General features: G+C 62.8%; 23 protein-coding genes and 1 tRNA gene. 11 read left to right on the forward strand and 13 right to left on the reverse strand.

Features of this window, described 5'->3' with window-relative positions:
• Nucleotides 1-61: 61 nt before the first annotated feature.
• A complete protein-coding gene (locus tag DFO46_RS18690) occupies nucleotides 62-538 on the reverse strand; it encodes a chemotaxis protein CheW (protein WP_062282390.1) in 477 nt (158 codons plus the stop codon).
• Nucleotides 539-727: 189 nt separating this feature from the next.
• Nucleotides 728-1663 carry an arginase gene (gene rocF, locus DFO46_RS18695; protein WP_120278529.1) on the reverse strand — a complete coding sequence of 312 codons (936 nt, stop codon included), beginning with the start codon at nucleotides 1661-1663 and terminating at the stop codon, nucleotides 728-730.
• Between the two features lie 122 nt (nucleotides 1664-1785).
• Between rocF and DFO46_RS18700 the strand changes: the two genes are divergently transcribed.
• A complete protein-coding gene (locus tag DFO46_RS18700) occupies nucleotides 1786-2211 on the forward strand; it encodes an Lrp/AsnC family transcriptional regulator (RefSeq protein ID WP_110791135.1) in 426 nt (141 codons plus the stop codon).
• 109 nt (nucleotides 2212-2320) lie between these two features.
• Here DFO46_RS18700 and DFO46_RS18705 read toward each other — a convergent pair whose 3' ends face one another.
• From DFO46_RS18705 to DFO46_RS18715, 3 genes are all read right to left on the reverse strand, one after another.
• Entirely contained in the window at nucleotides 2321-6484 is a 4164-nt protein-coding gene (locus tag DFO46_RS18705; protein WP_120278530.1) for a translocation/assembly module TamB domain-containing protein, read from the reverse strand.
• A gap of 27 nt (nucleotides 6485-6511) precedes the next feature.
• Complete coding sequence (locus tag DFO46_RS18710) at nucleotides 6512-8443, reverse strand: autotransporter assembly complex family protein (RefSeq protein ID WP_120278531.1); 1932 nt, start codon at nucleotides 8441-8443, stop codon at nucleotides 6512-6514.
• A 154-nt stretch (nucleotides 8444-8597) separates the two neighbouring features.
• Nucleotides 8598-8861 carry a glycine zipper domain-containing protein gene (locus tag DFO46_RS18715; protein WP_110791443.1) on the reverse strand — a complete coding sequence of 88 codons (264 nt, stop codon included), beginning with the start codon at nucleotides 8859-8861 and terminating at the stop codon, nucleotides 8598-8600.
• 319 nt (nucleotides 8862-9180) lie between these two features.
• Between DFO46_RS18715 and DFO46_RS18720 the strand changes: the two genes are divergently transcribed.
• From DFO46_RS18720 to DFO46_RS18740, 5 genes are all read left to right on the forward strand, one after another.
• Complete coding sequence (locus DFO46_RS18720) at nucleotides 9181-9669, forward strand: (2Fe-2S)-binding protein (protein WP_120278532.1); 489 nt, start codon at nucleotides 9181-9183, stop codon at nucleotides 9667-9669.
• 141 nt (nucleotides 9670-9810) lie between these two features.
• Nucleotides 9811-12177, forward strand: a complete 2367-nt coding sequence (locus DFO46_RS18725) for a xanthine dehydrogenase family protein molybdopterin-binding subunit (protein WP_120278533.1) — start codon at nucleotides 9811-9813, stop codon at nucleotides 12175-12177.
• 14 nt (nucleotides 12178-12191) lie between these two features.
• A complete protein-coding gene (locus DFO46_RS18730; protein ID WP_120278534.1) occupies nucleotides 12192-12992 on the forward strand; it encodes a xanthine dehydrogenase family protein subunit M in 801 nt (266 codons plus the stop codon).
• 223 nt (nucleotides 12993-13215) lie between these two features.
• Nucleotides 13216-14430, forward strand: a complete 1215-nt coding sequence (gene hemA / locus DFO46_RS18735) for a 5-aminolevulinate synthase (protein ID WP_110791130.1) — start codon at nucleotides 13216-13218, stop codon at nucleotides 14428-14430.
• A 76-nt stretch (nucleotides 14431-14506) separates the two neighbouring features.
• Nucleotides 14507-15628: a serine hydrolase domain-containing protein gene (locus tag DFO46_RS18740; protein WP_183041954.1), complete on the forward strand. Its 1122-nt coding sequence runs from the start codon at nucleotides 14507-14509 to the stop codon at nucleotides 15626-15628.
• Between the two features lie 3 nt (nucleotides 15629-15631).
• Here DFO46_RS18740 and dxr read toward each other — a convergent pair whose 3' ends face one another.
• A complete protein-coding gene (gene dxr / locus DFO46_RS18745; RefSeq protein ID WP_120278536.1) occupies nucleotides 15632-16810 on the reverse strand; it encodes a 1-deoxy-D-xylulose-5-phosphate reductoisomerase in 1179 nt (392 codons plus the stop codon).
• Nucleotides 16811-16921: 111 nt separating this feature from the next.
• On the opposite strand from dxr, the gene DFO46_RS18750 reads away from it, so the two are divergent.
• Nucleotides 16922-18763 (forward strand): heavy metal translocating P-type ATPase, encoded by a 1842-nt coding sequence (locus DFO46_RS18750; RefSeq protein WP_245422646.1) that lies wholly within the window; start codon nucleotides 16922-16924, stop codon nucleotides 18761-18763.
• An 18-nt stretch (nucleotides 18764-18781) separates the two neighbouring features.
• On the opposite strand, the gene DFO46_RS23955 is transcribed toward DFO46_RS18750, so the two are convergent.
• Nucleotides 18782-19141: a BON domain-containing protein gene (locus DFO46_RS23955; RefSeq protein WP_183041955.1), complete on the reverse strand. Its 360-nt coding sequence runs from the start codon at nucleotides 19139-19141 to the stop codon at nucleotides 18782-18784.
• Nucleotides 19142-19298: 157 nt separating this feature from the next.
• Here DFO46_RS23955 and DFO46_RS18760 point away from each other — a divergent pair, with 157 nt between their 5' ends.
• Nucleotides 19299-19799, forward strand: a complete 501-nt coding sequence (locus tag DFO46_RS18760; RefSeq protein WP_120278537.1) for a DUF892 family protein — start codon at nucleotides 19299-19301, stop codon at nucleotides 19797-19799.
• A gap of 53 nt (nucleotides 19800-19852) precedes the next feature.
• On the opposite strand, the gene DFO46_RS18765 is transcribed toward DFO46_RS18760, so the two are convergent.
• The 3 genes from DFO46_RS18765 to DFO46_RS18775 form a co-directional block, all read right to left on the reverse strand.
• Nucleotides 19853-20932 (reverse strand): DNA topoisomerase IB, encoded by a 1080-nt coding sequence (locus DFO46_RS18765; protein ID WP_245422647.1) that lies wholly within the window; start codon nucleotides 20930-20932, stop codon nucleotides 19853-19855.
• Nucleotides 20932-21453 (reverse strand): sigma-70 family RNA polymerase sigma factor, encoded by a 522-nt coding sequence (locus tag DFO46_RS18770; protein ID WP_110791125.1) that lies wholly within the window; start codon nucleotides 21451-21453, stop codon nucleotides 20932-20934. The genes DFO46_RS18765 and DFO46_RS18770 overlap by 1 nt, the downstream gene beginning before the upstream one ends.
• 102 nt (nucleotides 21454-21555) lie before the next feature.
• On the reverse strand, nucleotides 21556-21819 hold the full coding sequence (locus DFO46_RS18775) for a hypothetical protein (protein WP_110791124.1): 264 nt from the start codon (nucleotides 21817-21819) through the stop codon (nucleotides 21556-21558).
• Between the two features lie 148 nt (nucleotides 21820-21967).
• On the opposite strand from DFO46_RS18775, the gene DFO46_RS18780 reads away from it, so the two are divergent.
• The 3 genes from DFO46_RS18780 (at nucleotide 21968) to DFO46_RS18790 (ending at nucleotide 22869) form a co-directional block, all read left to right on the forward strand.
• Complete coding sequence (locus tag DFO46_RS18780; RefSeq protein ID WP_120278538.1) at nucleotides 21968-22330, forward strand: hypothetical protein; 363 nt, start codon at nucleotides 21968-21970, stop codon at nucleotides 22328-22330.
• A 95-nt stretch (nucleotides 22331-22425) separates the two neighbouring features.
• Nucleotides 22426-22605, forward strand: a complete 180-nt coding sequence (locus DFO46_RS18785; protein ID WP_120278539.1) for a hypothetical protein — start codon at nucleotides 22426-22428, stop codon at nucleotides 22603-22605.
• Between the two features lie 72 nt (nucleotides 22606-22677).
• A complete protein-coding gene (locus DFO46_RS18790; RefSeq protein ID WP_245422648.1) occupies nucleotides 22678-22869 on the forward strand; it encodes a hypothetical protein in 192 nt (63 codons plus the stop codon).
• Between the two features lie 18 nt (nucleotides 22870-22887).
• Here the strand turns inward: DFO46_RS18790 and DFO46_RS18795 are convergent, their stop codons facing one another.
• From DFO46_RS18795 to DFO46_RS18805, 3 genes are all read right to left on the reverse strand, one after another.
• The gene (locus DFO46_RS18795; RefSeq protein ID WP_245422649.1) at nucleotides 22888-23172 is read right to left on the reverse strand and encodes a hypothetical protein; all 285 of its coding nucleotides are present in this window, start codon (nucleotides 23170-23172) and stop codon (nucleotides 22888-22890) included.
• 75 nt (nucleotides 23173-23247) lie between these two features.
• Nucleotides 23248-23324 (reverse strand) — tRNA-Arg (locus DFO46_RS18800).
• 83 nt (nucleotides 23325-23407) lie between these two features.
• Entirely contained in the window at nucleotides 23408-24568 is a 1161-nt protein-coding gene (locus DFO46_RS18805) for a M20 aminoacylase family protein (RefSeq protein WP_120278540.1), read from the reverse strand.
• Nucleotides 24569-24608 lie beyond the last annotated feature (40 nt).

A 24608-nucleotide genomic window follows, 5' to 3' on the forward strand; every position in this document is an offset into this window, starting at 1 on the left:
CCAAAATGAAAAAGGCAGCGCCTGCTGGCACTGCCTTTTCTGAAAATTGGGGTTCGGTCGATCAGGCGGCCAGGTCTTCCAGGTCGCTGCCCTTGAACATCTTGGCGAGGTTCAGGAAGCAGATCATGCCGTTCTCGTTGGCGATGATGCCTTCCGAGAAGGTCTTGTCGAAGGAGGCCGAGACTTCCGGAACCGGCTGAACCTGGCTCGACGGAATGGTGAGGATGTCCGAGACGCGGTCGACAAGCATGCCGATGACCATGTTGTGCACTTCGGCAACGACGATCGCCGAGCGTTCGTTGGCAACCGTGCTCTTCATGCCGAGCTTGTAGGCGAGGTCGATGATCGGAATGACCGAGCCGCGCAGGTTCATGACACCGATGACGTCGGCCGGGGCGTGCGGGATCGGGGTCGAGGGCGCCCAGCCGCGGATTTCGCGGATGGTCGTGGTCTTGACGCAGAATTCCTGATCATGAAGCCGGAAAGCAATGATCTCGAGTGTTTCGCCGCCGAAGCTGGTGGAACTGATAGTGGCCATGTGAACTTTCCAACCTTCCTGTACTGTGACACGTGCCATGACATCTCGTGTGTCTGGCACTCGCCATCCGTCCGCGCGTCGCGATGCCTGGGAGGCGCCGTGAACATGCTTTGGACAGACAATACGCGAAGAACGTTGCGTAATTCTAAACTGCCCGCTCACCATGAAAGGCGGCACGCCGGGTGCCTTTCAGGCACCCCTTGTCGGGCGATCCAGGATGCGTTTCCCGAAAAGGCTCGCGGCCAGATCCACCATCACACGCGCGCTGCGTCCACGGTCGTCAAGAAAAGGGTTCAATTCAACCAGATCGAGCGACGAAACCAGGCCGCTGTCATGCAGCAGTTCCATGATCAGATGCGCCTCCCGGAATGTCGCCCCGCCCGGCACGGTCGTGCCGACGCCGGGGGCAACGTCCGGATCGAGAAAATCGACATCCAGGCTGACATGCAGCAGGGCATCGGCAGCGCGAACGTCCGAAAGGATGCGCTTGATGATGCTTCCCATGCCGTCCTCATCAATGGCGCGCATGTCAAAGACATTGACCTCGTTGTCCGAGATCAGCCTGCGCTCCTCTTCATCGACGGAGCGGATCCCCACCTGATAGACATTGCGGGGATCGACGAAGGGACGATCCTTGGGAAGGATCGGTGCAAATTCCGCCTTGCCGCAGAAGAAGGCGACCGGCATGCCATGAATATTGCCCGAAGGGGAGGTGTCCGGCGCATTGAAATCCGAGTGGGCATCGAGCCAGAGCACGAAGAGCGGCCGGCCGAGTTCCTGCGCGTGGCGCGCCATGCCGGAGACACTGCCCATGGACAGGCTGTGATCGCCACCCAGCAGCACCGGCACCGAACCTTCGGATGCCGCCTCATAGGTCTCGGCTTCGATCGCGCGGGTGAAGGCGCCGACGACGTCGAGCTTGCGGGCGCGTTCCATTTCCGGCAGGTCCCGGGCGGCTGCGGGGCGAAGATCGCCACGGTCCTCGACGGTGTAACCGAGGTCGCACAAGGCCTGTGCAATGCCGGCGATCCGGAGTGCCGCCGGTCCCATGGCGCAGCCGCCTCGACCCGAACCTTCCTCAAGGGGGACACCGATCAGGCTGACGGTCTTGCTCTTGTTGCTCATGGTCGTCCTCGCTTCTCACTGGCCGCGATCATCGGGCATTCGGCTGTAGTCAAAAAGATGGAACATCGTCACAAAGCGCTATAGTTTGCACAAATCGCAACCATCATGTGACGATCTGTAAAATGGATGATCTCGATCGCAATATTCTTGCCGCCCTCAGACAGAATGCGCGGCTGCCGGTCGCTTCGCTCGCCGCGATGACCGGTGCGTCGCGCGCAACGGTTTCGGCGCGGATCGACAGACTGGTGGCCAATGGCACGATCGCGGCCTTTACCATTCTGACCGGTCAGGAAATCCAGTCGAGTGGTGTGCGGGCCATCGTGATGATCGAGGTGGTGGGCAAGTTCGCCGATCGCGTCGCCCACCAGCTGCGCGGCCTGCCACAGGTCAAGAGCCTGCACAGCACCAATGGTCGCTGGGACTTCATCGCCGAGCTGGAAGAGCGCGACCTCGCCGGTTTTGACGAGACGCTGCGTCGCATCCGCCTGATCGAGGGCATCAACCTGACGGAATCCAGCATCCTTCTGAAGACGAGCAAGGTCGGCTGAGCTCCGCAGAGAGCATGTCCAGCAAAGGTGCGAAGCGGTTTTGCGTCCGCGATTGCGTAAAGACAAAGAGATAGAGCATGGAAGGCGAGACCGTTCTCGCCGGAAATGCTCAATATTCCTTCTCGTAGAAGATACCACCGCCGGCGCCTTCGCCGCCAGCCTCCCCCTTCAGCTTCACGCCCCGACCGATATCGAGATTGATGACGGCCTTGGCCCCGCCATTGCCGCTTTGCCGCAGTTCGAGATAGGTGCGGTCGTTGAGGTATTTGCCTGCGCTGATGCTGGTCTGGCCCGTCTCATCGGTGGAAACGTCGAGGTCGTCGATGCCGAGCGAGGTGCGCAGCGACTGGAAGAGCGAGGTGCCTCGTCCACCGGCCAGCTGGGCCGCCGCATCGGCCAACTGGGCGATCTGCAGCGGCGAAAGCCGGGCCATCGACTGGCCGAAGATCAGTTGCGCCAGGATTTCGTCCTGGGGCAGGGCGGGTGACGAGCCGAAGGTGACGGACGGATTGCTGGCCAGCCCCGTCAGCTTGATCGTAATGGTCGCACCGCCCGAAGTGGTCGTCGCCTCAAGGTCGATCAACGGCACGAGATCGCCCCCGAAGGTGATGGTCGCCTGGGTGATCGTCAGACGCTTGGTCAGGATCTGCATGCGGCCACGGCGCAGTTCAAAGGCGCCGGAGACGCTGGGGGCAGCGGCTGTGCCGGTCAGCTTGATCGTGCCGCCCAGTTCCGCATCGATGCCGCGCCCTCGCACAAAGGTCTGTGTCGGCGACGCGATCGTGAGGTCGAGCACAATCGGAGAGTTCGACTGCCTGCCTTCGGCGGGATCTTGTTCACTCTGCTGACGCAGCACGTCGGCTGGAGCATTGCGGTGCTGGATGTCCAGTTCCCGAAGGCTCGCAGGTTTGCTTTCCGACAGTGTGATGGAGGTGCGCGAGAGGTTGACCGTGCCTGCCAGCGTCGGTCCGGCCAGCAGCGGACCCTTGAGGGTCAGCCTCGCATCGGCCGTGCTGGTCACGGTGTTGCCGTCGACATAGACCGCCTTGTCGAGATTGATGGCAAGGTCTGCGGGAAGGCCCGCCGAACGGATGTCGATCGAACCGCTCGCGGTGACGCGGCCGCCTGTCGCGAAATTGCCCGTCAGGCTGCCGATTTCGGCGCGGCTGCCCGTGAGGTTGATGGTGGTTGCGATCTGCTCCACCGCAAGGTTCCGGCGCACATCGACGACACGGGCTCCGCTCGTGACGATCGTTCCGGTGATGCTGGGTTCCGCTGAACTTCCGCCGACCGTCAGGTTGACCCGCGCCGTCCCGTTCGCCACCAGCCCTTGCGCGGCCAGCCGGTCATTGATGGCATTCAGGGGTACGTCGCCTTCAATGCGCAGCTCAAGGTCGACACCGTTGGTCAGCGAGACGGTACCGGTGCCGCCCAGTCCGATGCCGGCGCCATTGACCCGGCTATCGAGCGTCAGGCGCTGATTTTCGAAGCGTCCGTTGGCGGTGAGGCTGAGCGGTGCAAGGCCCGCCGCCCGGCTCTGGGCAATGGTGGCCCCCTGCCAGTCGAGACGGTAGTCGACAACTGGGGCCGCCGTCGTGCCGCTGATGTCGACGCGACCGGAGATCGATCCTTCCGGGGTGATCTGAGGCGCAAAGGCATTGGCGAGCGACGCTGGAAGGCCCGCAATGTCGGCCTGCAGGTTCAAGCGTTCGCCGATATCGCCCGAGACCGTCACCCGGCCTGATCCGGCCGCGATGGTGGTGGGCGGGAGCGTGACGGTGCCGTTGTCGATGCGGATCGTCGTCGGCTTGCTCAGAGACAGGGCTATGCCGCGCGGCGCTGCCTGCAGCGCGTCCAGCACGACGGCCATGCCGTTGGGTGTCTGAGAGAGGCTGCCACGCAGGTTCACAGGGGCCTTGTCATATTGGGCCGAAAGGTTGAATTGCGTGGTGTCGTCTGCCCGATCGATCTTCAGATCGATCCCTTCGATCCGGTTTGCGCCGGCGGTCACCGCATCCGCCGTCACCTTGCCTTCGACGGCGAGGGCCGCGATGTCCGTTGCATTGAGGTTGATGGCAGGGCGATCAATCAGGACACCCTCGCGGGTGATCTTGGTTCCGCTCGCCTTGATCACGGCCGAGGTTTTGCCGGCATTCGATGCAAGGGCGACGGTCCCCTTCAAATCACCTCCGACGTTCTGCCCGGCCAGCGCCGCAAGAAGGCTTATGTCGGGAAAATCGAAGTCGATCTCGCCGCTCGGCTTGAAATCGGCACCCAGGGACAGGGCTCCCTTCGCCGTGTTCGGGCCGATTTCCAGCGCCAGTCCCTCGACCTGCGTCAAGCCATCTGCGCTGACAACCTTGCCGGTCGCCTGGACAGGTTTCCCGTCGATCTGGCCGCTGATGCTGATGTCGCCTTGCGGTGCCGTGGGGCTTGCCAGGCCTTGTGCCGTCAGCGTGAGGCCGGAGACCTTATAGCCGGCTGCGATGCCCTGCTCGACCGCCAGATTGACGGTTGCCTCGATAGCGTCGAGCGGGCCGGAAGCGGAGAGATCGAAGTTCGCGGCACCCTGGATGCGGTCGACGAAGCTGCCGAGATCGTTCAGCTGCCCTGTCAGATCGGTTGCCAGTGCACCCTGAGGGTCAAGCGAGAGGCTGCCCTGCACCTGGCCGAGATTGGTCTGCAGGTCGATGTTTCGCAGGCTGATCGCCTGCGGGGCTGCATAATCGAGACGTGTGGAGAAAGTTACGGGCCGATTGAGCTTGGATGCGATTGCAGCGGGCATAAGGCCCGGCTCCGCTGTCAGTTGCATCTCTCCGGAGAAACCCTGGTTTTCCAGGCTGTAGAGGCCGCTGACCGTGCCGTCCAGTCCGTCGCTGTCGAACGCCATTTTCTCGATCGAGATTGTATCGGCCGCGATCGTCAATGGCGCCGTCAGGCGAAGAGGTGCACGCACATAGGGTTTGATCCGGGGATCGTTGACGTCTGCCGACTGGACAGTCAGGTCGACGAGCATCGGACCCTGGCGTGTCGCGAGGTCGAAGGCATTGCTGGTCGCCTTCAGGTTCACATCCGAAATGCTGCCCTGCGGAAGCGTGAGGCTCGCCAGATCGAGGTCTGCGGAGAGCGCTGCAGCATCTGCCGGACCGCGCAGGCTGACAGTGGCTTTGCGCAGCCGCATTTCCCCCGGAATGTCACGGCCCGGGGCGGTCAGCAATACCGGTTCGCCGGTGGCGCGGGCTTCCAGTCTCAGGTCGTTGTTGCCGTCTGGATCATAGCGCCCGGCACCTGTGACGATTGCCGAAGCTGTCGTGAGCGTCCCGGTGTTCACCGTCACCGTGCCATTGGTGCCGAAAGCGATATCGGCGTCGATGGCCGTCTGACCGGCGAAGATGGCGCGCAGTTCCGGCGGCATGAGGCTGGCGAAGTTGCCACCACCGCTAGCGCTGATCGTCCGCGTGCCGTCCTCGGCCAGTTGGTGCCTGGCGTCGACCGACACGGTCTGTTCGCCGGACAGTTCCGCCGTGATCTTGCCCGCCCAGTCGTTGAGAGGGCCGGCGCCGTCGATGTTGATGGCGAGTGGCGGTTCCCCCGGCAATTGCAGCACCTGACCCAGCAGCCCGGCCGCAGGCTCCTGGTAATCGAGGCGGATGCGCAGCTGGTTTTCATTGGGCGCGTAAAGCAGGGCTGCGACAACACTGTTGCCGGGATCATCGCGCCGGGTCGCGGTGAGGCGGCTGGCTATGGTGTCGCCGTCAATCTGAACCGCACCTTGCGCGCTCAGTGACAGATCGCGCTTAGCCAGCGCGGCACCAAGCTGAACCGACGGCAGGTCCACCTTTCTTACGTCGATGTCGATGGGAAGCTGGAACGGCTCGTCGCTGGCGGGTTTTTCCTCCGCCGTCGGCTCCGGCGCGCGTGTCACGTCGACGTTTGCAGCAGAAATCAGCTCGGCGGAAAACCGCTTGCGGAACAGGTCGGATGGCGTCCAGTCGAGCGAGAGCCCACCGATCGTCGCATAGGTACCCCGGGTGTCGGCCAGCGTTACCTGCTCGATCGTGAGAGGGTTGCTGAATAGTGGCGACGCACCCGTGACCTCGATCTGTGTATTCTCGGTAGACGCGAGTTCGGCGATCCTTGCGAACAGAAAACTGCTGCCGGAGCGCGAGAAACCGGCGACCAGAACCGCCACGATGACGATGGTCAGCGCGGCTGCCGTCAGGGCGCCAAGCAGTTTGATCGTCCAGGTGAGGATGCGCTTCAGCCAGGTCATAACGTGTTTATCGTTCCTCTGCGTCGGTCAGAAGCTCTGGCCGATGCCCGCATAGATGCCATAACGACTGCCGCCGTCATAACGTTTCAGTGGCATGGCGACATCAAGGCGAAGCGGACCGAAAGGGGTCATGTAGCGCAGGCCGACGCCGGCACCCATGCGCAGGTCCGAAAAGTCGGGAACGGTGTCGTCGGCCACCGTCCCGACATCGAGGAAGGGCACGATGCCGATCGTGTCGGTGATGCCGATGCGCGCTTCGACGGAGGCGGTGGTGTACGAACGCCCGCCCGTCCCGTCTCCGGCAGCATTGTAGGGCGTGATTTCCTGGAAGGAATAGCCGCGCACGGAACCCCCGCCACCGGCGAAGAAGCGGCGTGTCGCGGGAATGTCGGAGAGGTCGCCGCCACCGAACAGGGCACCCGCAGAAAGCTTGCCGGCAAGCACCACCCGGTCTTCCGCGCCCAGCCCAAGATAGGCGGAGATCGATCCCTCCACCGAGGCAAACGCCGTCTGGCCGAAGAAGTCGTAGCTCGGCGTGACGGTCACCGTGCCGTAATGCCCCTCGGTCGGATTGAGCCGGTTGTCACGCGTATCGCGGATATAGCCGACCGGCACGCCGAAGGTCAGATAGGTGTTGTCGTCACCGAAGGCGTCGTCGATGCTGTCATAAGCCAGCGAAACGCCGGCACTCACCGTGTCGGCATCCGTCAGTTCATAGGCGAGCGCCACCTTCCCGGTCACGGTCGCCGCATCGTAAAAATCGGTCTTCAGCGTGCTGCCCTTGATGCTCGCCTCCAGCGTGGCCGACGGAAAGAAGGCGCCTGGCTTGATGAAGGTGATGCCGGCCGTATAGTCGAGCGAGCTCAGGTCGGTCACGTCGCGGCTTTCGCCGAGACCGCGAACGGCGCCCTCGATGCGCAGCGATTCGGCATTGCCGAAGAGATTGCGATGGCCCCAATAGCCTTCGAGGCCGGCGCCATCCAGAGAGGAATAGCTGGCGCCGAAGCCGAAGTAGCGATGCTTGCCTTCGGACACGACGATGCCGACCGGCAGGCTTCCGTCGTCGGCCAGCGTTTCGTCTTCCTTGAGGGTCACGGACGAAAACACGCCGAGCGCGCGCAGCCGTTCGGCCGCCTTGCGCAGCTGTTCTGGATCGTATTTCTGGCCGGGGCGCAGGCGGGAATAGCGCTCGATGAAGTCGGCGTTCACCGCGCGCGCACCCTTGACACTGACGGTCCCAAGCGGGGCGACCGGCCCTGCATCGACCGCAATGGTGACGTCGACCGTCTTGGTGTCGTGGTCCGCCACCACGTCACGGCGACTGATACGGGCCAAAGGACGGCTCTCGGCCTTCAGAGTGTCCGCCATCTTCTGGGCGGCTTTCAGAATCACCAGCGACCCGGCGGGTTCGCCTGGCGCGAGATCGAAATCCGCGGGGTCGAGGCGGCTTGCATCGCCTTCCAGGGAAACCTTGCCCAGGGTAAATTCCGCACCAGGCTCGATGGACACGGTGACCGGGACAGGCCGCGACCGATCGAAGGTCGGATTGGGCGGCAGCTGGTCGATGTCTCGCCCGTCGATCGTCATTTTGACGATGCCGCCATAGAGCGCCCTTTCGTAGAGCGTCGCAATCAGCCGGTCACGGTCGTCGCGGGCCTTGATGACCAGGCCAAGATCGCCGGAGACGGGTTTCTCTTCATCTGCGAGCAGAAGCGAGGTGCGCTCCAGCGATTTGCGCAGGTCGCGCTGATCGGTGCCGGCATCGAATGTCAGGGTGTAATCGACGGGGTCGATGATGTCGCGGTCGGCCTGTTTTTCGCCAAACAGATGGATACCGAACAGCTCGAAGGCGCCGGCCGGGGCGGCGCTCAGCAGAAGCGGGCTTGCAACGGTCAGAACCAACCCGAGCCGGAACGCATGACTAAACTTCGGCAATATCGATCCACTCGGTCTTCGCATTTCGCTACATCGCGATCTGTCAGGCACTCCCCTGCCTCAGAACAACTTAGGCGGAAAGACCCCAAAAGGGATACCCTCTTTTTCAGCAAAGGGCGAAAAAGGCGGGAAGTGTTGCCTCCCCGCCCTTCGATCTCATGGGTAGTCTGCGTCCGCGTCAGTAGTTGCGCGGGCAGGCGTCGATGTAGCGGTTGCCGTAGCGGTCACGGTAGTAGCACTGGCCGGGCTGTTCCGACACATTGCCGATCACGGCACCCGCAACGCCACCGATGGCAGCTCCGACGGCTGCGCCGCGGACGTTGCCGGTGGCGATGCCACCAATAATCGCGCCGGAGGCCGCGCCGATACCTGCGCCGCGTTCGGTCTGGCTGCAGCCTGCGACCGAAAGGCCGACCAGCATCAGCACAAGAGCTTTCTTCATCTTCATCTCTCCAAGTTCCACGCGCCCGGTCGAACCGGTCTTGTTTTTACAGCTTGCCACCCGCCCAAGGGCTCCCCGAACGGCGGTCGGCTGCCGTCAGCATAGTCCTGGACATTGGAAAGTCCATGGTCGTGGCTCACAGCACGACGAGGTGGCTCTCCTGCATGAGCCATCGAAGATGAACCCAGGATTTACAGGATGTCTGATGCTGCGATGCGGCACATAAAATTTTCGATTGCGGCGCTTTGGACGGTTGCACATGTCACACAAAACTCACACGATACTCCTCGTGTCCGGGAGAGACACGAGGAGGAACAACATGGCTAAAGTGACACTGACGGTGAATGGCCGGACAGTGAGCGGAGAGTGCGAGGATCGCACCCTGCTCGTGCATTTCATTCGCGAGAAGCTTGGTCTGACGGGAACGCATGTGGGTTGCGACACGACCCAGTGCGGCACCTGCGTCGTTCACATGGACGGCAAATCGATCAAGAGCTGTTCGATCCTGGCCGTCCAGGCCTCGGGATCCTCGATCACCACGATCGAGGGGCTTTCTTCCGGCGGCGAGCTGCATCCGGTGCAGGCGGCCTTCAAGGAGCATCACGGCCTGCAATGCGGCTTTTGCACGCCCGGCATGGTGATGACGGCGCTCGACATGATCTGTCGTCACAACGGCGCGCTCGACGAGGCCACCGTCCGCCACGATCTCGAAGGCAATATCTGTCGCTGCACGGGCTACCACAACATCGTCAAGGCCGTGCTTTCGGCCAACGAAGCGATGACCGCCGGCCGCCAGGCCGCCGAGTGAGTGGGAAGGAAATGGGATTTAGCCAATAGCCAGTAGCAGCAGCGACCCTGAAGCATCCTGAGCTGTTTTCTACTGCCTACTGCCTACTGCCTATCCCCTACTGCCTAAAACCTTATTCCTGTTTCTCTGGAGGAGAAGACAATGGGTGTTGAAGGAATCGGCGCGCGTGTGGCGCGCAAGGAAGACAAGCGCTTTTTGACCGGCAAGGGCCGGTATACTGACGACATGGTCGTCCCGGGCATGAAATATGCCTATTTCGTCCGGTCGCCCTATGCCCATGCCAAGATCAAGTCGATCGATGTCGCTGCCGCCAAGGCCATGCCTGGCGTCATCGATGTGCTCGACGGCAAGCAGCTCTTGGCCGATGGCATCGGCAATCTGATCTGCGGCTGGATGATCCATTCCAAGGACGGCACGCCGATGAAGATGGGCGCCTGGCGTCCCCTCGCACATGAAACTGTGCGGTACGTCGGCGATGCCGTGGCGATCGTCGTTGCCGACAGCATCGGTGAGGCGCGCGATGCCTCGGAGGCCGTGTCTGTCGAGTATGAAGAGCTGCCGGTCGTCACCGGTGCGGTCGACGCGCTGAAGCCTGGTGCGCCGCAGCTTCATCCCGAAGCTCCCGGCAACCTGATCTTCGACTGGGAGATCGGCGACAGCGCTGCCGCCGATGCCGCGATCGCCAGTGCCGCCCATGTCACCGAGATCGACATCTTCAACAACCGTCTCTCGCCGAACCCGATGGAGCCGCGCTCCACGCTCGGCATCTACGACACAGCGGAAGACCACTTCACCTGCTACACGACCTCGCAGAACCCGCATGTCGCGCGTCTCGTGATGAGTGCCTTCTACAATGTGGCACCGGAGCACAAGCTGCGCGTTATCGCACCCGATGTCGGCGGCGGCTTCGGCTCGAAGATCTACATCTATCCGGAAGAGGTCGTCTGTCTCTGGGCGTCGAAAAAAACCGGTGTGCCGGTCAAGTGGACGTCTGATCGTACGGAAGCCTTCCTCACCGATGCCCATGGCCGTGACCATGTCTCCAAAGTGAAGATGGCCTTCGACAAGGACCACAGGATCATCGGGCTGAAGGTCGACACGATCGCCAATCTCGGCGCCTATATGTCGCTCTTCTCGTCTTCGGTCCCGACCTATCTCTATGCGACGCTGCTCTCGGGCCAGTATGCGATCCCGGCGATCCACGCCAATGTCCGCACCGTCTATACCAATACGGTGCCGGTCGATGCCTATCGCGGTGCCGGCCGTCCGGAGGCGACATACCTTCTGGAACGCACCGTCGAAACCGCCGCTCGTGAACTCGGCATCTCGCCGGCAGAACTGCGCCGCAAGAACTTCGTGCGGACCTTCCCGTACCAGACGCCCGTGATCATGTGCTACGATGCGGGCGATTACGACGCCTCGCTCGAAGCCGCCATGGGGGCTGCTGACTGGAACGGTTTCCCGGCCCGGAAGGCAGAGGCGGCGCGGCGCGGCAAGCTGCGTGGCATCGGCATGAGCTGCTATATCGAGGCCTGCGGCATCGCGCCGTCGGCGGCGGTCGGCTCGCTCGGTGCTGGCGTGGGCTTGTGGGAATCCGCTGAAGTCCGCGTCAATGCGGTCGGTACGGTCGAAGTGCTCACCGGCTCGCACAGCCATGGCCAGGGTCACGAGACCACCTTCGCCCAGCTCGTGTCGGAACGCTTCGGCCTGCCGATCGACAATGTCTCCATCGTCCACGGCGACACCGACAAGGTGCAGATGGGCATGGGCACCTATGGGTCTCGTTCCGGTGCCGTCGGCATGTCGGCCATCGTCAAGGCGCTCGACAAGGTCGAGGCCAAGGCGAAGAAGATTGCAGCGCATCTGATGGAAGCCGACGAGAGCGACATCGTCATCGAAAACGGCGAGTTGAAGGTCGCCGGCACCGACAAGACGCTGCCGTGGTTCCAGGTGGCGCTCGCCGCCTACACCGCCCACAACCTGCCGTCCGGCATGGAGCCGGGCCTGAAGGAAGGCGCGTTCTACGACCCCTCAAACTTCACCTTCCCGGCCGGCTGCTACATTGCGGAAGTCGAGGTCGATCCGGACACCGGCAAGACTGAGATCGTTCAGTTCGTCGCGGCGGACGACTTCGGCAATATCATCAATCCGATGATCGTCGAAGGCCAGGTGCATGGCGGCATCGCGCAGGGCATCGGGCAGGCACTGCTTGAAGGCGTGCATTACGATCCGCAGACCGGGCAGCTTCTGACTGCGAGCTACATGGATTACGCCATGCCGCGCGCCGATGACCTGCCGTCCTTCAACGTCTCGCACCAGAACACGCCTTGCCCGGGCAATCCGCTGGGGATCAAGGGTTGCGGCGAGGCCGGTGCCATCGGTTCGCCGCCGGCGCTGATCAATGCGATCACCGATGCCATCGGCAATAACGACCTCAACATGCCGGCGACGCCGCTTGCCGTCTGGAGCGCGCTCCAGGCCAATGCGACCCGTCAGGCCGCCGAATAAGGAAGGAGAGAACCATGCAGCTCTATTCCACCAGCTACCATCGCGCCTCCTCCGTCGACGATGCCGGAAAGCTCCTGTCCGGTGCCGAGGACGGCAAGTTCATTGCCGGCGGCCAGACGCTGATCGCGGCGCTCAAGCAGCGTCTCGCCCAGCCGTCCGATCTCGTTGACCTCAGGCATATCGAGGCCCTCAAGGGCATCAAGGTCGAAGGTCGTCGCGTCACCATCGGTGCCGCCGTGACCCATGCGGAGGTCGCCTCGTCGGCGGCCATCCGCGCGGTCTGTCCGGCGATCTGCCATCTCGCCTCGCTGATCGGCGATCCGCATGTCCGGCATATGGGCACGATCGGCGGGTCGGTCGCCAATGATGATCCGGCTGCCGACTATCCATCGGCGGTGCTGGCGCTCGGTGCGACCGTCATCACCAATACCCGCGAGATCGCGGCCGACGATTTCTTCGTCGGCCTGTTCGAAACCGCGCTCGCAGACGACGAGATCATCACGGCCATCCGCTTCGATGCTCCGGAAAAGGCGGGTTATGCCAAGTTCGCCAATCCGGCCTCGCGCTATGCGATGACCGGTGTCTTCGTCTCGAAGGGGGCAGGCGGCGTGCGCGTCGCCGTCACCGGTGCGGGCTCCAATGGTGTTTTCCGCCATGCGGGGCTTGAGGCGGCACTCTCGGCCAACTGGTCCCCCGATGCGGTTTCCGGCGTCGCAATTGATTCGTCCGACCTCATGTCGGACCTGCATTGCACCTCCGAATACCGGGCAAATCTCATCCGCGTCATGGCCAAACGCGCCGTTCAGGCTTCCTGACCGACGCGCGAGCGATGCTCTGCAACGAAAGGACGGCGCTCTGCCGTCCTTTTTGTCTGGAGTTGACGCAGATCAAGTTCGATACGGCAGAAAGCGTTAGGATTTATATGTGAGCATTCTAAAATTCGCGCCTTTTGTCGCAGTTTAGAATGAATGTACAATACCGGGGTTGACCGCGCTGCCCGAGATACCCAAAAGGGTATCAAATACTGGAGTGACAGGAATGGATTTCGAGGCGTTTTTCACGGAGCAGCTGGCTGGACTTCACGAGGAAGGCCGCTACCGCGTCTTCGCTGATCTCGAACGCCAGCGTGGCAATTTTCCCCGCGCCACCCGCTACACCGAAAAAGGCACCCAGGACGTTACCGTCTGGTGTTCGAACGACTATCTCGGCATGGGCCAGAACCCGCTCGTCATCGAAGCCATGAAACAGGCGATCGATGACTGTGGCGCGGGTGCGGGAGGCACCCGGAATATCTCTGGCACCAACCACTACCACGTTCTTCTCGAGCGCGAATTAGCCGACCTGCACGGCAAGGAATCGGCGCTGATCTTCACCTCGGGCTATGTCTCGAACTGGGCGGCCCTTGGAACGCTCGGCGCCAAGATCCCGGGCCTCATCATCTTTTCGGATGCGCTCAACCACGCATCGATGATCGAAGGCATCCGCCATTCCAAGGCCGAGCGCGTCATCTGGAAGCACAACGACGTCAAGGATCTGGAAGCGAAGCTCGCTGCTGCCGATCCGCGCGCGCCGAAGATGATCGCGTTTGAATCCGTCTATTCGATGGATGGCGACATCGCGCCGATCAAGGAGATCTGCGATCTCGCCGACAAATATGGTGCGATGACCTATCTCGATGAAGTGCATGCCGTTGGCATGTACGGTGCCCATGGTGGCGGCATTGCCGAACGCGAAGGCCTGATGCATCGCCTGACGGTCATCGAAGGCACGCTCGGCAAGGCATTTGGCGTGATGGGCGGTTACATCGCTGCCTCGACCGCGCTCTGCGATTTCGTCCGCTCGTTTGCTTCCGGCTTCATCTTCACGACGGCCCTGCCGCCGGCCCTTGCTGCCGGTGCCGTCGCCTCGATCCGTCACCTGAAGACCAGTCAGGTCGAGCGTTTCGCGCATCAGGAGCGGGTGCGTCGTCTGCGCTTCATGCTCGACAAGGCTGGCATTCCGCATATGCCGAACCCGAGCCATATCGTGCCGGTCATGGTCGGCGATGCCGCCAAGTGCAAGTGGATCTCGGACCTCCTGCTCGACAACTGTTCCATCTATGTGCAGCCGATCAACTATCCGACGGTCCCGAAAAAGACCGAGCGGCTGCGCATCACGCCGACCCCGCTGCATACCGATGCCGATCTCGAACATCTTGTCGGCTCGCTGCACCAGCTCTGGTCGCGCTGCGCGCTCGCCCGCGCGGTCGCTTGATCGCAGGCAAAATCCTTCGCATAACGATGCGGGTTCCGGAAACGGAGCCCGCATTTTCTTTGGGAGGTTTGAGCACGTGAGCATTGCCAGACGCGTCAGTGACCTGGTCGACCGGGTGATCGAGGAAGAACGCATCACCGGTGCGGTGGTGTTGGTCTATCAGGATGGGAAGCCGATCCTGGAAAAAGCTGCCGGTTTCGCCGATCGTGAGGCGGCTGTGCCGGCGCGCCTCGATACGATCTTCCGTTATGCCTCCGTCACCAAGCCGTTTGTTGCCGTGACGGCGCTGGTGATGGTCGACAAGGGGCTGCTTGGTCTCGATGATCGTGTTTCCGACTATCTTCCCTGGTTTCGCCCGAAGGCGCCTGATGGCCGCGAAGCGGCAATCACCCTTCGCCATCTGCTGACCCACACCTCCGGTCTCATCTACGATCCCGCGCTCGAACTTCTGCCCGAGGGCCAGCGCATGACACTCGGTCTTGGCAATACGGATCTCAGCCTCGAGGAGAATTTCAGCCGCCACAACGGCATTCCGCTCGCATTCGAGCCGGGCACGCGTTGGGCCTATTCCTTTGCGACTGATATCCTGGGCGGTGTCGTTGCCGCTGCCCATGGAGGCACACTGGAGGCGGCCGTGGTGCACCATGTCGCCGGACCGCTCGACATGGTCGATTCGCGCTTTCACGTCACCGATCCACAGCGTCTGGCGGTTCCCTATGCCGATCATCCGCAACGCCCCGTCCGCATGCCGGACCCTTGGGTGAGCGGTGACGAGGAAGCATGGCGCACCGTGTTTTCACCCGCCCGTATCTTCAACCCCAGGGCCTTCCAGTCCGGTGGGGCCGGCATGGCCGGAACGGCGGAAGACGTGATGCGGCTTCTGGAAATGCTGCGCAGTGACGGATCGTCGTTCCTGAAGCCTGAAACGGCCGGTGCCGCGCTGTCGAACCAGATCGGCGATGTCGAGGGAGAACCCGGTTATCGTTTCACCTTCGTCGGCGGTCTCGTCGTCGACCCTGCTGCTGCCATGACGGCTCTGCCCAAAGGGGCGATCCAGTGGGGCGGTGTCTATGGCAATACCTGGTTCATCGATCCGGCGGAGCGATTGACGGTGGTCAGTCTCACCAACAACGCCCTTGAAGGCTGCACCGGGGCCTATCCGGAAATGCTGCGGGCTGCCGTCTACGATCGCAGCTGAGGCTCAGAGGCGGTCGATCACCCCGGCCGCCTTTCGCCTTGCCTCGCGGTCGGCGGCAAATACGTCCGCGATCGATGCCGGCTCGGCCATCCCGGCCAGATCGTCCATCACCCGTTCCACGACATCGGCCATGGCGAGGAAGCCGATGCGCTCCTCGACGAAAGCGTTGAAGGCCGTTTCTTCCGCCGCGTTCAGGATCGCCCCCTGCAATCCGCCGCGCTCCAGTGCAGTTCGCGCCAGCCGGATCGCCGGAAAGCGGGTTTCGTCCGGGGCCTCGAAATCGAGCCTTGCCAGCTTGGCGAAGTCCAGCCGGTCGACATTCAGCGCCGGGCGCTTCGGATAGGTGAGGGCATAACCAATGGCCGTGCGCATATCCGGCACGCCGAGCTGGGCGATCACGGAGCCGTCGGTATAACCGACCATCGAATGAATGATCGACTGCGGATGCACGACCACTTCGATCTGGTCCGGCGCCACGTCGAAGAGGTGCTTGGCCTCGATCATCTCCAGTGCCTTGTTGAACATCGAGGCGCTGCCAACCGAAATCTTCAGGCCCATCGACCAGTTCGGATGGCTGCGCGCCGTTTGCACGGTGACATTGGCCATCTGCTCGCGGCTATGGGTGCGGAAGGGGCCACCGGAGGCCGTCAGCACGATCCGCTCCAGCGCGTGCCGCTGATCCTGCTCCAGGCACTGGAAGATTGCCGAATGCTCGCTGTCGACAGGGATCAGGCGCCCGCCACCCCTCTTTACCGCCTCGACGAAAAGGCTTCCGGCGGAGACCAGGCATTCCTTGTTGGCGAGCGCAATATCGGCGCCACGGGCTGCGGCCTTGAGCGTCGGTGCGAGACCGGCCGTACCGACGATCGCCGCCATCACCCAGCCGGCGTCCATCTCGGCCGCTTCATCCAGACCGCTGCTGCCTGCCGCCACAGCGGTGCCTGAGCCGGACAGAAGATCTTTCAGCGCCACATACTGGCTTTCATCGGCGGTAACGGCGAGCTTCGCGCCGAAGCGGCGTGCCTGTTCAGCCAGGAGCTCGAGATTGCCATTGCCGGTGAGCGCCATGACCTCGAAGCGGTCGCGTCCGCCGAGCTGATCGACGACGTCAAGCGTATTGACGCCGATCGACCCGGTCGAACCGAGAACGGAAAGGCGGCGGGGCCGGTCGCTGTCGATCATGCTGCTTACGTCCGATTGCTTCATGCTCAGATGGCTCTACAAGGGAATAGCGGGACCAGCAAGAGAGAGCCTTTTCGGCCATGCGCCGAATGCGCAGGAGGTCGTATGTCAATGTCGCAGCAGATGACGCGGTTGCGCGAAAACGGCCCCACTCTGCTGGCCGTCCTTTCGCTTCTGTGTCTTGTGGTCGGCGGTGTGATCCATCTGTCGGGTGCCCCCCTGCCGGCCCGCTTTATCTGGGCTTCGGGCGCATTCGCCGTGCTGGTGGTGCTCGTCTTCGACATGGTCCGCGCTTTGCTCAGCGGCCGGATCGGCGTCGACGCCATTGCGGCCCTCGCCATTGGAACGGCACTTCTTCTTGGCGAAAACCTCGCGGCGGCGATTGTCGCCGTGATGTATGCCGGTGGCCAATTGCTGGAAAGCTATGCCGAAGGCCGGGCTCGACGCGACATGACCGCCCTGCTCGGACGCGTCTCGCGCAGCGCCGTGGTCCATCGCGGCGAAACGCTCGAAACGGTGCCGATCGAGGCGCTCGTGCCGGGTGAAGTCATCCTGTTGCGCCGCGGCGAAGTGGTCCCGGTCGATGGCCGGCTGATGGGCGCGAATGCCGTGCTTGATCTCTCGGCCCTCACAGGCGAACCCATGCCTGTGAGTTTCGATCGCGGGCGGGAAATTCCGAGCGGTGCCACTGTTGTCGGCGATGCCTTTGATCTTCTTGTGTTGCGTGGTTCGGCGACCAGCACCTATGCCGGGATCGTGCGACTGGTGGAGCAGGCCCAGCAGAGCCGTTCCCCCATGGCGCGGCTTGCCGATCGCTACGCCCTCTATTTTCTCGGCCTGACGCTTTGTCTCGCCGGTGCCGCCTATGGCTGGAGCGGCGATCCGGCCCGCGCCCTCGCCGTGCTTGTTGTCGCCACCCCATGTCCGCTCATCCTTGCCGTGCCGGTGGCGGTCATATCCGGCATGTCTCGGGCCGCCGCCCGGGGCGTTCTGGTGAAGATGGCCGGGGCTCTGGAGGCGCTTGCGGCCGTCACCACGGTGGTTCTCGACAAGACAGGCACGGTCACTTCGGCCCGGCCGGCGGTCGGTGCGGTCCTGCCCGCGCAAGGGTTTTATCGCGACGACGTCTTGCGGCTCGCGGCTTCCCTCGATCAGGCCTCCGCCCATGTCGCCGCCGAGGCGCTCGTTCGGGCTGCGCTGGACGCAGGGCTTGCGCTGTCTCTGCCGCAGGATGTCGTCGAGCAGCCGGGGCAGGGGTTGTTCGGCCGGGTCGATGGTCATGAGGTGCTGCTGGGGGGGACGCGGTTTGTGCGCAGCAGGCTGCCGCCGGATGCGGATTTTTCGCGCGACGGTCTGCCGCCAGGTGCCGCCGTGGTTGCCGTCGGCATCGATGGGCGGGCCGCCGGCCTCATCACGCTCACCGATCCGGTGCGGCAGGATGCGGCAGAGGCGATTGCCGCCTTTCGCGCCCTCGGCATCACCAGGATCGTCATGGCTTCCGGCGACCGCACGGATGTCGCGAAAGCGGCAGCCGGCGCGCTCGGTCTCGATGCGGTAGCGGGGGATCTGAGCGCTCCCGACAAAGTCGCGCTCGTGCTTGGGGAAAAGCTGACCGGCGTGGTGATGATGGTGGGCGATGGCGTCAATGATGCCCCTGCGCTGGCGACGTCGCATGTCGGCGTCGCCATCTCCGTCCGGGGCTCGGCCGCCTCGTCCGAAGCGGCCGATGCCGTGCTTCTGGCCGATGATCTGAGACGCCTCCCGATGGCATGCCACATCGCGCGCCGCTCGCGGCGCATTGCCCGACAGAGTGCCGGTGCCGGCGTGGTGCTCTCCGGCATGGCCATGGTGGCCGCAGCCTTCGGCTTTATGTCGCCGGTCCAGGGTGCGCTGCTGCAGGAGGTGATCGACGTCGCGGTCATCCTCAATGCCCTGCGCGTCCTGAAAGACTGATCCACACTCCAAAGCGGCTCAGGCCTGCGTCATCACGCTGCCTTCGCCGGAGATGCGGGTCTGCAATCGGTTCTGCACCTGCGTGACACCGGTTGTTCGTGAGGCGCAATCTTCGGCTCTCGATCTTTCGGCCGCGTCGGTGACCATTCCGGTCAGGATGACGATACCGTTCTCGACGGCGATCTCGATCGCGGATGCGTCCAGCGCGGGATCCTCCATGAGGGCGTTGCTGATCGCTTCAACAATCGCGCCGTGGCGGTCGCTGCCGGTCGTCACCGCTGTATCTTGCGTCCGGTCCACGAAGCCGCTGTCTCCCGGCGCGTAGTCGCCGGTGGGTGCAAGACGGCGCTCTCCATGCTCGGTGGTTCTCTCGGTCATTTTCTCCTCCATTGCATCCGGCAAGGCGCCTGGCCCCGCACCTTCGCCAACCGCGATCGCCAGCAAACGTTCCGGCGCCTGCAAGAAAAATACCCAGGAACAAAGGCAACGGCGGTCGGTTGTGCTTTTGCATTCCCAACAACGAGGAGACACACCCATGGCGACCAAGACACTTGACGATCTTTTCCATGAAACGCTGAAAGACATCTATTATGCCGAGCGCAAGATCCTCAAGGCTTTGCCGAAGATGGCGCGCGCAGCGCAGGACGAGAAGCTGAAGGATGCGTTCCAGCAGCACAAGGACGAAACCGAGGGCCAGATCGAACGCCTGCAGCAGGTTTTCGAACTCATCGGCAAACGTCCGCGCGGCAAGACCTGCGCCGCGATCGAGGGCATCCTCGAAGAGGGCGAAGAGATCATGGAAGAATTCAAGGGCTCTCCCGCCCTCGATGCCGGTCTGTTGGCTGCCGCCCAGGCGGTCGAGCACTACGAGATCAGCCGTTACGGCACCCTGAAGGCCTGGGCCCAGCAGCTCGGCTATACGGAAGCCGTCACGCTTCTCAGCGAAACGCTGTCGGAAGAATCCAAGACCGACGCCTCGCTGAGCAAGCTTGCACAGAGCGCGGTCAATTCGGCCGGCCAGAAGAAGGCTGCATGACGTCTGCTCACCAAGACCCTGCAAAAGGCCCGGCTCGTCCGGGCCTTTCTGTGTCAGCCGTTCGAATTCGGTAGAGGCCCGGCTTCCAGGAACGCCATCAGCCTGTTCTCATCGGCACGCAGCAATGTGTGACCGGAAGAACGCGCAATCAGAGCCTTTACGGTAGACAGATCTGCCTCCCGGTCACTCAGCGCGAGGATCGCCGGATGCACGTAACTCGACCGGCAGATGCTCGGCGTGTTGTGCAGGCGGTCGGAGGCGATCTGGCACATCTGCCGAATGGTCGGCCGCTCGTCCGCCTGGATCATTTTCCAGGCTTCGCCGAAGGCCGCAACGCTGCCGCCCCAGGTGCGAAAGGTCTTGGCAGACAGTGCATGGCCGGCAATCTGCGCGAGATAGGCATTCAGGCGACCTGAATCGATGCGGTGGAGCGCGCCTTCGCGGTCGCGCCAGGAAAACAGATCCCGACCCGGCAGGTCCGCAATCTCCTCGAGGATCTTCTGCAGTCTGGGATGGCGCAGTTTGCGGCGGACCCGCTTGCCGCCCTTGGCGGTGAAACTCAGGCGTATGCCGTCCTGCTCGAAGGTCAGGTGCCGTTTCTGCAGCGTGGTCGCACCATAGGTCTTGTTCTCCTCGACATAGGTGCGGTTGCCGACACGCATATAGGTGACGTCCAGGAGACTGACGAGCGCGGATAGGAGAAAGGGCGTTTCCTGCGACCGGTCTTCCAGATCGCGCAAGACCCGCCGGCGGATCGACGGCAGCGCATGGCCAAAGGTCACGAGGTCGTCGAATTTGCGACTGCTGCGCCAGGCTGCCCAATCGGCATGGTAGCGGTACTGCTTGCGGCCTCTCGCGTCCAACCCGGTTGCCTGCAGATGGCCGCGCGGCTCCAGCGAGATCCAGACCCTCTCATAGGCCGGCGGCAAGGCCAGACGGCGGATGCGGGCGAGGATCGCCTCATCGCCGATCTTCGTGCCGTCGGGAAGATGATAGGAGAAGCCAGCGCCACGTCGGCGCCGGGCGATACCGGGGCTGTTGTCGGTCACATAAACCAGGCCGATCTCCTCGAGTTCGGCGCGATCTTCGGACACGGTCGTTTCGAGCGCTGCGTCGTCGGTTTGCCGCATCATCAGACCGGGCTGTCGCCGCCCATTTCGCCCAGTTCGCGACGAAGCTGCTGGCGGGCGCGGTTCAGGCGGCTCTTCACCGTACCGACGGCGCAGCCGCAGATCGCGGCTGCATCTTCATAGCGTTCGCCGAGCATCACGATCAGCACCAGCATCTCGCGATGATGCGCCGGCAGGCGATCGAGCGCGCGGCGAACTTCCTCGGCCTGCACGGTCCATTCCTGCGTCGCATCGGTCGTCAGCTTCGACGTCAGGCTTTCCGGCAGGCCCACCGTCTCGCGACTGCTCTTCTTGAAGCGCGTGCAGAAGGTGTTGCGCATGATGGTGAACAGCCAGGATTTCAGCCGCGTTCCCGGCTCGAACTTGTCGAGGTTCGCCAGCGCCTTTGTCAGGGTTTCCTGGACGAGGTCATCGGCCTCTTCGGGCTTCGGACAAAAGGTTCGTGCAAAGGCCCGCAGTGCCGGAATGAGTTCCACGACTTCGGACTGTGCGGCAAGCTCGGCTCTGCGTGTGCGGGTATTCAAGTCACGCTCCTCCCATGGAACTCAACGCTGTCATGCCAATCCACTCCAGCGAGACCCGATCCGTCCCGGATGCAGAGGTGTCCGGCAGAAGCAGCACGGCGATCAGCTTCGGCTGACGAACTTGTTGAAACGGCTGATCTTGCCGTCGGCAGTCCGATCCTGATGAAGGAAGGCAAGATCGCTTTTCTCGAAAACAGAGAAAAACTCCTCCCAATCCATCCGCTCCAGGCGTTCTTCCTGCTCGCCAAAATCGACCCTCAGGAGACCTCCCTCAGGGCTGTCCTTGACGCGCGAGGGTGTCCCTTCCCGCTCTTCGATCCAGCGGCGGATCTCTTGATGATCCGTTGTCTGGCGTGCGCTGCTCATGGCTGCCTCGTGCTGAAAACACTCCTGAATTCTCCTGACATCAACGTGTGGTCGTGGCGCCGGTTCCGTTGCCCACGAGGTTTTTCGATTGGAACTTCTCCCCTCAGGCGCGGTTTGCTTGTCATTCTGGAACAAGAAAGGGCGAGTCATGACACATCTGGAGAACGCCGACGGACAGGGACAGCTTCTCATCGGCGAGCGACTTTCGCCGGTGTCCTATCGTGTTGTTGCGGAAGAGGCGGATGGCGGTCTCGCCGTCAGGGTTGATCTGCAGGCCCCGCGGGACTGGTTGATCAAGCAGGGTTTCAAACGCCGGGCAACGCTGGTTCTCGCGTCGGGTGACCGGGTCGAGGTCGTGCATGAGGACGAAGTCGATGTGTCCGACAGTCTCGCCATTGTGCTTAAAACCGAGCGTCTGGTCTATGACGGCGGCAAGGCGCTTCTGGAGGCATTTCCGGAGCTTCGATCCGAGGGCGCCGGTGAGAAACAGCCGGGAAACGCATCTTTATGAGATCCGAAGGTCGCCGGATGGCGTATAGACATACTGCGCTCCCAGACGAAATTCGTGCCGAGCGGCCTCAACATGCACATACAGCGGAGAATTGAATGTCACACACGGCGGCAAGCTCTATTCCGGGCAGGCGCGATCGCACCGGCGGCGTGGTGCGGGACAAGCTCGATCTGTTGATGGCCGAACTGGAGCGCGAAAAGGTGCCGCAGCGCCTGATCGATATGGCTCAGGATCTGCAAAAGGCCTTGGACGAAAAGCTCACCAAGGAAGGCTGAGCGCCCGGAACCTTTCTCGCCGCTGCCGGTTGGCATCAGGACCCCCTCTTCACAACCAGCGAGGTCTTCCTGATGATCAGCAATCTGTTCTGGCTCTTGGCGGTGATCGTCGGTCCCATTCTTCTGGGGGGTGCCATCGCCTACGCTCTCCTGCGGCAACGGCGCCTCACTTCTGACGAACAGAAACGCAGCGACGCCGCTGCCGAAGAACTCTACAAACATGATGAAAACGCGGATACCCGCCATCTTGGCGGGCGCGGTTGAGCCGGACGCCTCCGCGTCTCAGCTAAACGTGCCGTTGGCCGGATCGTATCGTTTGCCTTCGGCCATCAGCGTCAATTCGACCAGCTCGTCCTCGTCTCTCACCCCGTTTTCCACGAGATAGAAGAGGAGCGCCGTTGCGTTCTCCTCGCCTTGCCCGTCAAGAATCGCCGGCGCGCCATCATTGATCCGCGTCACGGCTTTCTCGACAATATCGGCGGCATCGGTCGTCAAACTGCGGGATATTGAAGCCATCGCATTCCCTCCCGATATCAGCTGGCGAAATTGGACACTCGGCGCCAGCATGGTATGGTTCCATGCTGGCGATATTGAGGGGGAATGCAACCCCAGATTCACACAGGGAACTTCTTGCTGACGCAATGGTGATCCCGCCGCGATTCGAACGCGGGACCCCCAGATTAGGAATCTGGTGCTCTATCCTGCTGAGCTACGGGACCACTTCCTCCTCCATACAAAAGCCGGGCGGGCAAGCCAAGCGGTTTTCCGCTCGGTCGAACTGGCCATCGTCTTTTGTGTCCATTCAGCGAGGAAGGCGGCGCTCGGCGAGGCGGACCCAGTAGGAGATGCCGGCCGACAGGATCTCGTCGTTGAAGTCATAGGCCGGGTTGTGCAGGCCGGCCGTGTCGCCGTTGCCGATCATGATATAGGCGCCGGGGCGCGATTGCAGCATGAAGGCGAAGTCCTCACCGGCCATGCTCGGATCGACCTCGGTGTCGACATGTTCGGGGCCGACCACCTCAATGGCGGCCTCTGCCGCATAGTCGGTCTCCCTCGGATGGTTGACCGTGACCGGGCAGGCGCGTTCGTAGTCGTATTCGACCTGCGCGCCGTGGGCGGCGGCAATGCCGGAGGCGAGTTCGCCGATGCGGCGCTCGGCAAGGTCACGCACCTGTTCATCCAGCGAGCGCACGGTGCCGGAGATGAAGGCCTCCTCCGGAATGATGTTATGCGTCGTGCCGGCATGAAACTGCGTGACCGAGACGACCACCGAGCGCAGCGGATTGGCGTTGCGGGCGGCTATCGTCTGCAGGGCGCCGACGATCTGGGCGCCGATGACGATCGTGTCGGCGGTGTTGTGCGGCTCGGCCGCATGGCCGCCGCGACCGATGATCTTCAGCGCAAACTTGTCGGGGGCTGCCATGATGCCACCCTTGCGGATGGCGAAGCTGCCGGCCTTCTTGCCCGGCATGTTGTGCATGCCATAGACTTCCGCGATGTCGAAGCGCTCCATCAGGCCGTCCTCGACCATCGCGAGCGCGCCGCGTCCACCTTCTTCCGCGGGCTGGAAGATGACCGCGACGCGACCGGCGAAGTTGCGCGTGTCGGCCAGATGCCTGGCGGCACCCAGTAGCATCGCCATATGCCCGTCATGGCCGCAGGCATGCATGCGGCCTGCGGTCGCGGACGCCCAGGGCTTGCCCGAAATCTCCTCCAGCGGCAGGGCATCCATGTCGGCCCGCAGGCCGATGGTGCGACCGGTGCCGGTGCCCTTGATGATGCCGACGACGCCGGTGCGGCCGATGCCGGTCACGATTTCGTCGACACCGAATTCCTGCAGTTTTTCCGTGATGAAGGCCGCCGTGTTCTCGACGTCATAGAGGATTTCGGGATGGGCATGGAGATGGCGACGCCATGCGGTGGCCACCGACTGGAGTTCGGAGGCACTGTTCAGTATCGGCATTGCATTATCCTGGAGGCTTTCGATCACATGATTGTCGGGC

Source organism: Rhizobium sp. AG855 (assembly GCF_003610655.1).
Classification (GTDB): Bacteria; Pseudomonadota; Alphaproteobacteria; order Rhizobiales; family Rhizobiaceae; genus Allorhizobium; species Allorhizobium wuzhouense.

Coding starts and splice junctions, on each gene's coding strand:
- DFO46_RS18730 (WP_120278534.1), top strand. CDS start 12,192: ATGCAGCTCTATTCCACCAGCTACCATCGCGCCTCCTCCGTCGACGAT.
- DFO46_RS18805 (WP_120278540.1), bottom strand. CDS start 24,568: ATGCCGATACTGAACAGTGCCTCCGAACTCCAGTCGGTGGCCACCGCA.
- hemA (WP_110791130.1), top strand. CDS start 13,216: ATGGATTTCGAGGCGTTTTTCACGGAGCAGCTGGCTGGACTTCACGAG.
- DFO46_RS18725 (WP_120278533.1), top strand. CDS start 9,811: ATGGGTGTTGAAGGAATCGGCGCGCGTGTGGCGCGCAAGGAAGACAAG.
- DFO46_RS18720 (WP_120278532.1), top strand. CDS start 9,181: ATGGCTAAAGTGACACTGACGGTGAATGGCCGGACAGTGAGCGGAGAG.
- DFO46_RS18775 (WP_110791124.1), bottom strand. CDS start 21,819: ATGAGCAGCGCACGCCAGACAACGGATCATCAAGAGATCCGCCGCTGG.
- dxr (WP_120278536.1), bottom strand. CDS start 16,810: ATGATCGACAGCGACCGGCCCCGCCGCCTTTCCGTTCTCGGTTCGACC.
- DFO46_RS23955 (WP_183041955.1), bottom strand. CDS start 19,141: ATGACCGAGAGAACCACCGAGCATGGAGAGCGCCGTCTTGCACCCACC.
- DFO46_RS18690 (WP_062282390.1), bottom strand. CDS start 538: ATGGCCACTATCAGTTCCACCAGCTTCGGCGGCGAAACACTCGAGATC.
- DFO46_RS18765 (WP_245422647.1), bottom strand. CDS start 20,932: ATGATGCGGCAAACCGACGACGCAGCGCTCGAAACGACCGTGTCCGAA.
- rocF (WP_120278529.1), bottom strand. CDS start 1,663: ATGAGCAACAAGAGCAAGACCGTCAGCCTGATCGGTGTCCCCCTTGAG.
- DFO46_RS18700 (WP_110791135.1), top strand. CDS start 1,786: ATGGATGATCTCGATCGCAATATTCTTGCCGCCCTCAGACAGAATGCG.
- DFO46_RS18705 (WP_120278530.1), bottom strand. CDS start 6,484: ATGACCTGGCTGAAGCGCATCCTCACCTGGACGATCAAACTGCTTGGC.
- DFO46_RS18780 (WP_120278538.1), top strand. CDS start 21,968: ATGACACATCTGGAGAACGCCGACGGACAGGGACAGCTTCTCATCGGC.
- DFO46_RS18715 (WP_110791443.1), bottom strand. CDS start 8,861: ATGAAGAAAGCTCTTGTGCTGATGCTGGTCGGCCTTTCGGTCGCAGGC.
- DFO46_RS18750 (WP_245422646.1), top strand. CDS start 16,922: ATGTCGCAGCAGATGACGCGGTTGCGCGAAAACGGCCCCACTCTGCTG.
- DFO46_RS18710 (WP_120278531.1), bottom strand. CDS start 8,443: ATGCGAAGACCGAGTGGATCGATATTGCCGAAGTTTAGTCATGCGTTC.
- DFO46_RS18785 (WP_120278539.1), top strand. CDS start 22,426: ATGTCACACACGGCGGCAAGCTCTATTCCGGGCAGGCGCGATCGCACC.
- DFO46_RS18790 (WP_245422648.1), top strand. CDS start 22,678: ATGATCAGCAATCTGTTCTGGCTCTTGGCGGTGATCGTCGGTCCCATT.
- DFO46_RS18795 (WP_245422649.1), bottom strand. CDS start 23,172: ATGCTGGCGCCGAGTGTCCAATTTCGCCAGCTGATATCGGGAGGGAAT.
- DFO46_RS18760 (WP_120278537.1), top strand. CDS start 19,299: ATGGCGACCAAGACACTTGACGATCTTTTCCATGAAACGCTGAAAGAC.